Below are 8123 nucleotides of genomic sequence, written 5' to 3' on the forward strand. Positions count from 1 at the left end.
TGCACCATCACTACACTATGCTTATTGTGGGACTCGGCAATCCCGGCATAAAATACGAAAGAACCCGCCATAATGTAGGGTTCATGGTGGCGGATGCGCTCACAAGAGAACTTCATGCGCCGGAATTCAAATTAAAAAAAAGCGCGCATGCGCTTATCACCCCCCCGTTTGTCCCCCCCTTATCAAGGGGGGGATGGGGGGGTCTCTCCATGATCATCGCCAAACCCCAAACCTACATGAATCTTTCGGGCAAATCCATTGCCGCGCTCCTCACGACATATCGACATATCGACATATCGAAATCTCTCATGGTCATCTCCGACGACCTTGATCTCCCTCTAGGCACCCTCCGTCTCCGTGAACGCGGCGGCGCCGGCGGGCATCAAGGGCTTCAGTCGATTATCAACGCTCTTGGCACCAAAGAATTCCCCCGCCTTAAAATCGGCATCCGCCCTCCCACGCTTTCCCGCCAGCCGGGCAAAGCAGAAGAATTCGTGCTTAAGAAATTCGCAAAAGATGAACTTACCTTAATGCGCCATGAAATTATTCCTCAAGCGGTTCGAATGATCATTGAAACGCTAGCAAAATCTAAATAATACTGCGATGAAAACACTTTTTCGCTTCACTCTCACAAAGATAATTCTCACACTGCTTTTATCACTACTGTGTTACTTTCTGACACTCAAATATAGCTTAGGAATAATTAGTGAAATACTCTTCCTCATTTTTTACTATCCACTCGGCGCTGTCACATGGGCTCTGCTGCCCTCACTTAACCGCTTCTATGATGTGATACTTTTTCTCCTATCATTGGTGCCATTTTATATCGCGGTAAGTTTATTTACCTACCTCTACACTAAGAAAAAAGGATTAGCACTTATAATAATTGCCATGATACTTATAAGCGGTGCTGCCTACTATGTAAAGTATGAATTTTGCGCCCTTGGAGGTTGGGGATTTGATATAAGTTGCGGTAGGAGAATACCTCGATATAATGAGTTCGTCTGGGGAGATGAGTGTAAACAATTCGCAAGATGTGAAATCAATCGCGGTGCCTGTCAGCTTGTGAAAACTCCAACGTATGATGAATGTAAAACTTGTATTGAACGTTGCGATATAGAATACTCCAAACACCAAGAATTTGAAAATTGCGTCAAACAGAACTGCCCATACCGTTTTGCACCTTAAAATTATCCCTGAGACAGTCGAGGAAGTTCTCAAAAAATAAGATAAATTATTTATTATTGTAGCGTCGGAGCTTGTCTCCGACCACATGGGTGGCAGATAAATCCAGCACTATTCCATAGTGCGGGATAAACTGCCACGCTACCAAACCGATAAACTGACAAACTGAAAACCGACTAACTGCTAAACTCATAAACCCATAAACTAATTATCCCCACCTCACCCTCCGCCAACCCGCGTGAGACTTTTTAATTCCTCAATCAGGCTTAGGCTTTCCACCACAGGGAAAAGGAGGGGTTCCTGCAGCAGTATGCCTCTGGCGAAGGGAGGGGTAAGGACAATACGGTCTTATATCTTAGATTCTCCTTACCCCTTACGTCAATGTGGATATTGTTCTCATCTCACGCAGTGCTTTTTCACGGTCATCCCGCACCGAGATGCGGGATCCAGAAAAAATGCGATTAAAACGAACAATTATCCTATCCAGAACCGTAACCTTTCAGGGATAATATTGAACATACTACCAATTTGCGATCGCAAATTGATAGTCCTTTGCACAATAATAAAAGGCGCACGGGAGAAATCTCGAAATTTATGATATCAACCGTGGCCTTTCTGCCGAAGACCTGAGATCAGCAAGATCGAACTGTCCCACATATGTGTGTCCAGTTCTTCTTTCCGATGGGAGATGTAAAAAGATTCATGCTTACCCCCAACTTACTCATCTCATCCAAAACCCATCGATCGAGGCCGCTTTCATCTACTGTTCCCTTAGGGAAACAGTAGTCAAAAGCGAACTGCCCACTCTTGCTAAAATCTAACTGCATTTTTTCCAGCTCTTCGATGGAATGAGCAACAAGAGTACTCGTCCACATTTTTACCTCCATACTTAGGGATACAATTTCAGTGATTTAGTAACGCTTTTTTCACCTTTACCCTACAGACAAGAGAGAGAGGTCAAGTACCGCGAGCGCACGTGCTCACTGTGACTTCACTATTACACCCCCTCTTACATCTCCCCCTGCCGAAGGGGGAGAACATCCGTCTACCGTCCTCCCCTTAACAGGGGGAGGATTGAGGTGGGGGCGTCGATGAGTAATGAGCGTCGGAGGTGGCAGATAAACTGCCACGCTACAATTAAAAATTTGACAAACGTAAGCGGCGGGAGAGACAATGAGATTGAGCATCCGAGAATCTTGAAGTGAGAAGTTAGAATTTAGAAAATCGTATCAACTACTTCGTCCTAGATTCTAGATTCCAGCTTCTAAATTCTCAAATTAACAATTCATTAACTAAACTTCGTTTGTATATCCCAAGAGACTGATAAACCGAAAAACTGACCCCGACCTTCCCTACTGGGCGGCGTTTTCGTATTGCAGGAAACTGGGAAGCGTGCGCTTGAGAAAAATTGCCACGTCATTCCCTTCCTTAAAAGAAGCGTGGGTTGCCCCGCTGTCCGCATTCCAGAGACTCGGGTTTGAAGAAGGAGTTTTGGGTGAAATTGATGCGCGCAGGAGGGAGCTTGATCCCCTCTCCGTGTGGGAGCGGGTACAGAAAGAAGAGTTAGACCTCATCCCCATCACCCATCCAGACTACCCCGCCCTTTTGAAAGAAATTTTTGCGCCCCCCAGCTTCTTGTACGCCCGCGGCGACATCGCGTCCTCAAAAGAGGAAATCGCCATAGCCGTGGTAGGCACCCGCCATATCACCACTTATGGCGAACAGGCAACCGAGATGATAGTGCGGCCCCTTGCCAAGAATGGCTGCACCATCGTGTCAGGGCTTGCCTACGGCGTAGACGCGCGCGCCCATGAGATTACCCTTGAAGAAAAAGGCAGGACCGTCGCGGTCTTGGGATGCGGCCTTGACCGCGCCTCGGTCTATCCGAGCCACCACCGGTATCTTGCGGACAGGATCGCTCATGAGGGCGGGTGCGTCGTGTCAGAACACGCACCGGGCACGCCCCCTTTGAAGCACCATTTCCCCTACCGCAACCGCATTATCGCCGGGCTCTCCCGCGCCACGCTCGTCATTGAAGCGCCTGAAGGGTCAGGCGCACTCACTACTGCCGCGCATGCGCTGGAATTCAACCGCGACGTGCTTGCAGTCCCCGGCAATATCACTGCTCTGAACGCCTGGGGGCCCAATATGCTCCTAAAAAAAGGAGCCATTCCCGTGACCTCCGCAGATGACATTTTCAGCGCACTCAACTTAAGCGAAATCAAGGAAACGCTTGACACAAGGGAAAAGCTTCCTAATACTAAGGAGGAATCGAAAATCCTTGAAGCGCTTTCCGCCGATGATCCCGTGCATATTGACGCAATTGCGCAAATGGCGGCGTTTGATCCTCCCACTGCGGCAAGCACCCTCGCGATGCTGGAACTCAAAGGAATGGTAAGGAATGTGGGAGGGATGAGGTACATCAAATTAAACTAAACCCTAAATTCTAAGCACTAAACTCTAAATAAATCCAAAGGTCCAAAATTCAAAACGTTTCGACATTTCGATCATTTGAATTTCTAATTTGTTTAGGATTTAGGGTTTATCTGGCTACGCCAGATCTCGCGTAGCGAGAGAGTTTAGGATTTGATAAGACATATGAGTGCAGTAATGAGTATTTTAAATTAAAATATATATTCAAAAAACTATGCACTTAGTCATAGTGGAGTCTCCTACAAAAGCGAAAACTATCACGAAATTCCTTGGGAAAGGATACCGGGTCGAGTCGTCATTCGGCCATATTCGCGATCTGCCAAAAAGCAAAATGGGCGTGGATGTGGAGCATGATTTTTCTCCCCTCTACGTAATTCCAAAGGATAAGGCAAAGCAGGTGGCGGCGCTCAAAAAACTTGCCCAGAAGGCTGATACGGTATATCTCGCGACTGATGAAGACCGCGAAGGAGAAGCGATTTCATGGCACCTCACGGAAGCGCTGCACCTTACCGCTGATAACACCAAGCGCATCACCTTCCATGAAATCACCCGCGAAGCGGTGGATGAAGCGCTTAAGAATCCCCGTGCGCTTGACACGAAACTGGTGGACGCGCAGCAGGCGCGCCGCGTCCTTGACCGCCTCGTAGGATATGAACTGTCTCCCTTCTTGTGGAAAAAAGTGGCGCGGGGCTTGTCCGCCGGCCGCGTGCAGTCGGTTGCGGTAAGGCTGATTGTGGAACGGGAGCGGGAAATACAAGCATTCAAACCAGATGAATATTGGACGATAGAAGCCCTCTTGCACGCAGATCAACGCAGATTGCCTACGCAGATCAACGCAGATGCCCCCTCTGTCTCCCCCCCTAGTAAGGGGGGGAACGAAGGGGAGGTTTTCACTGCCCGACTACAGGCGATCGAGGACAAGGCAGTGGAAAAATTCGACATCGCGAACGAAGCGCGGGCTAAAGAAATTGTGGCCCTTTGTGAAGGCAAAGATTGGCGCGTCGTCAATGTCGCCTCCAAAGAGGTCAAACGCAAACCTTCCCCTCCCTTTACCACCTCCACGCTCCAGCAGGAGGCAAACCGCAAACTGGGATTTTCCTCAAAGCAGACAATGTACTTCGCCCAGCAGCTCTATGAGGGGATCGAGCTTGGCGAAGAAGGCTCCGTCGGCCTCATCACCTATATGCGCACGGATTCGGTGAACCTTGCGGATAAATTCCTTACGGAAGCAAAAGAATATCTCACTACGCAAGGAGCGCAATATGCTTCTGCCGCGCCGCGCCGGTACACCACCAAATCAAAACTTGCCCAAGAAGCGCATGAAGCGATCCGCCCCACGGAAGCGGGACGTGCGCCGGAAACCCTGCGGCAGCGCCTCTCTCCGGAATTATGGAAACTCTATGACCTTATCTGGCGGAGGGCGGTCGCAAGCCAGATGCCGGATGCGGCATTAAACCAGATCGTGGTGGATATTGCCGTCAATTCCTTTAATTTCCGTGCGGTAGGATCTACGGTCGCCTTTGACGGCTATCTTAAATACTATCCTGACGCGGTGACCGAAACCCTTCTGCCTGTGCTTCGCACGGATGACCGCGTGGAACCCGTGGAAGTGAAACCCATCCAGCATTTTACCGAACCGAAACCCCGCTACTCTGAAGCATCGCTGATTAAAACTCTGGAGGAGCTTGGCATTGGCAGGCCTTCCACCTACGCGCCTACCTTGAGCACCATCGTGGAACGCGGGTATGTTACAAAAGAAGACCGAAGATTGTCTCCTACTGACACTGCATTTGTGGTTACCGACCTCTTGGTCCAGCATTTCCCCACTGTGGTTGACTACCAATTTACCGCCAAGATGGAAGATGAGTTCGATGAAATCGCAAACGGCGTGCGCCCGTGGGTGCCGGTTATTAAAGAATTTTATACGCCGTTCAAAGCGCAGCTCACCATTAAAGAAAAAGAGCTTTCCAAAAAAGAGCTTACCACGGAGGAAACGGACGAAGTGTGCGACAAATGCGGCAAGCCGATGGTGATCCGCCTCGGACGTTTTGGAAAATTTATGGCATGTTCCGGCTATCCGGAATGCAAAAACACGAAACCAGTGCCGGGCAGCGGCAATGGAAAAAAGAATGGCGCGCCAGAGGGAACAGGGCCGGATATGTCCGCGCTCCAGGAGAAATATAAAGGAGAAACATGCGCGACCTGCAGCGCACCCATGGTGGTGAAATACGGGCGCTTCGGGCCATTCCTGTCCTGTTCGCGGTACCCCGAATGCAAAACCATCAAGAATATTGAACAGTCCACCGGCATTGCCTGCCCTGCCTGCGGCAAAGGAGAAATCGTGGCAAAGCGCTCCCGCCGGGGGAAACCCTTCTATTCCTGCAACCAATACCCGAACTGCACCTTTGCGCTCTGGTCAAAGCCTACGGGCGAAAAATGCCCTAATTGCGGCAGTCTCCTCGTCTACGGCGCCAAAGACACCACGCGCTGTTCCAAGAAAGGATGCGGGTATAAATCATAAATATTCGAGTTCTCCCCCTAAAAAGGGGGAGATAAAGGGGGGGTGTAGAATCACTGAATCATGCGCGAATCATGCGCGTTTGACAGGAAGAAAAAAAGGGAGCAAGATTATATTCTCAAGGTAATCTTGATACAGCCTTGGGGATAACTTCTTCTATGCTTTGGGATCATAAGAAGAAAAAACCTCGCCTTAATCGCAGTACCAGGTGGCAACCAAGCCACGATCATGTACAAGAACAAACCATATCATAACTGCCCTACCGCCCCACGCGGTAGATTTTTATTTTTTTCTCCATCCTTCGTTGTCTTTCTACTAAGGGAAGACAGAGAAGGATAAACAAGATACTTAAACTAAAAAATTTGGGTCAAACAAAAATTGACCTTTTATAATTCATCACCAAGGATCTACAAACACGGAAACGGAGGTTTCACCATGTGCGGAATAGTTGGAATTGTTTCAAATGATAAAGAAGTGGCAAGGGATCTTTACATTGCGAACTGGGGACAAATGACAAGGGGTAAGGAAAGCTCTCGAATTGTCACCTTTGATGGTCAATATCATGTGATTGGAGGTATGGGAACTCCTGATATTGTCTTTCGAGGGGAAGGGATACTAAAAACACTAAAGGGGAAGTCGGGTATAGGTCATGACCGATATTCGACTACTGGCGGCAGTAACGCTCATAATATTCAACCTATTGAAGGGATGTTTAATGGAACACCGTTCTGGCTGGCGCATAATGGTAACTTAGTTAGTTATCAGCAAATTAAGGAGAAGTGTGAGCGTAAAGGCTATTTGTTCAAAACGTCAACAGATACGGAGGTACTCGCAGCTCTTATCTATTTTTCAGGTAAAAAAAGCTTCCGTGAAGCCCTAAAAAAAGCTCTACAACAAATACAGGGCACCTATTCGCTTGTGACTCTTTATAAAAACCAGGTGATGGGTGTTTGTGATCCATCAGGTAATAGACCACTTATCTACGGGTCTGGAGCTGGTATAAATTTGCTAGCCTCTGAGAGTGCGATTTGCGATGTACTGGGGATCAAGTACATTCGTGATATTCCTCCGGGAGAATTAGTAGCCTTCCATGATGGTAATAAAGAGAATATTGAACTAATATCTCTTTTTGCCCCAAAGGAAGAACATCCCTGTATCTTTGAATTCCTCTATTTCCTACGTCCAGATAGTAAATGGCATAATCGTAGATGCCAAATTGTACGTGAGAGCATGGGAGCGATTCTTTGGTCTGAACAATCTGTTGTGGCGGACATGGTAATACCAGTACCAGACTCTGGTAACGCTGCAGCAGTAGGATATGCTCATGCGGCGCAGTTACCACTTGTTTTTGCCCTATTCCGCTACCATGGTGTAGGAAGAACATTTATTGAGCCGCTTCAGGGCATGAGGGATGAGAGCTTGAGGATCAAGCTCAATGTCATACCTGAATTGGTAAGAGGGAAAAGTGTGGTAGTAGTCGATGACTCAGAAGTACGGGGAACCGTAATCAAAAGAGTCATTAAATTACTCATAGATGCAGGCGCTAAAGAGGTGCACGTGCGTATCGCTTCTCCGCCATATATGCATCCCTGCTATTATGGGATTGACACCTACCGTGTCAAAGATGAACTAATAGCAATGCGCCATGATGGTAACGTTGAAATGATACGACAGGAAATTGGTGCGTCAAGTCTTGGATACTTAAGTTTGGCTGGGCTGAAACGCGCCATAATAGAAGGTGGGAGTGATGACCTAAGTGAAACAAGCTTTTGTGATGCATGCTTCACTGGGAAGTACCACATTCCCATTGAAGATTGAATTTAACCAAAGACCGCCCAGTTCTGCTGAGCGGTCTCTCTATATCCATCCATTTTTGGCTTAATGGTAAATTCGTAAGGCTATTTAGAAAGAATTTCATCGATCATTTTCAGCTTTCTCACTCCTTTCAATCCACGGTGAATCCGTAGCATATCTTTGAGGTGGCTGA

At 47.9% G+C, this 8123-nt stretch carries 5 protein-coding genes; 4 read left to right on the top strand and 1 reads right to left on the bottom strand.

The features are described 5' to 3' along the window. Positions 1 to 17: 17 nt before the first annotated feature. Positions 18 to 596 (top strand): aminoacyl-tRNA hydrolase, encoded by a 579-nt coding sequence (gene pth / locus WC659_06285; GenBank protein MFA4873504.1) that lies wholly within the window; start codon positions 18 to 20, stop codon positions 594 to 596. 638 nt (positions 597 to 1234) lie between these two features. On the opposite strand, the gene WC659_06290 is transcribed toward pth, so the two are convergent. Further along, a complete protein-coding gene (locus WC659_06290) occupies positions 1235 to 1378 on the bottom strand; it encodes a hypothetical protein (GenBank protein MFA4873505.1) in 144 nt (47 codons plus the stop codon). Positions 1379 to 2577: 1199 nt separating this feature from the next. On the opposite strand from WC659_06290, the gene dprA reads away from it, so the two are divergent. From dprA to purF, 3 genes are all read left to right on the top strand, one after another. After that, positions 2578 to 3621, top strand: coding sequence for a DNA-processing protein DprA (gene dprA / locus WC659_06295; GenBank protein MFA4873506.1), 1044 nt, complete (start codon positions 2578 to 2580; stop codon positions 3619 to 3621). A 211-nt stretch (positions 3622 to 3832) separates the two neighbouring features. Next, entirely contained in the window at positions 3833 to 6139 is a 2307-nt protein-coding gene (gene topA, locus WC659_06300) for a type I DNA topoisomerase (protein ID MFA4873507.1), read from the top strand. Positions 6140 to 6571: 432 nt separating this feature from the next. Further along, positions 6572 to 7954 carry an amidophosphoribosyltransferase gene (gene purF / locus WC659_06305; protein ID MFA4873508.1) on the top strand — a complete coding sequence of 461 codons (1383 nt, stop codon included), beginning with the start codon at positions 6572 to 6574 and terminating at the stop codon, positions 7952 to 7954. Positions 7955 to 8123 lie beyond the last annotated feature (169 nt).

This window comes from Patescibacteria group bacterium (genome assembly GCA_041645165.1).
Lineage (GTDB): Bacteria > Patescibacteriota > Patescibacteriia > 2-02-FULL-49-11 > 2-02-FULL-49-11 > 2-02-FULL-49-11.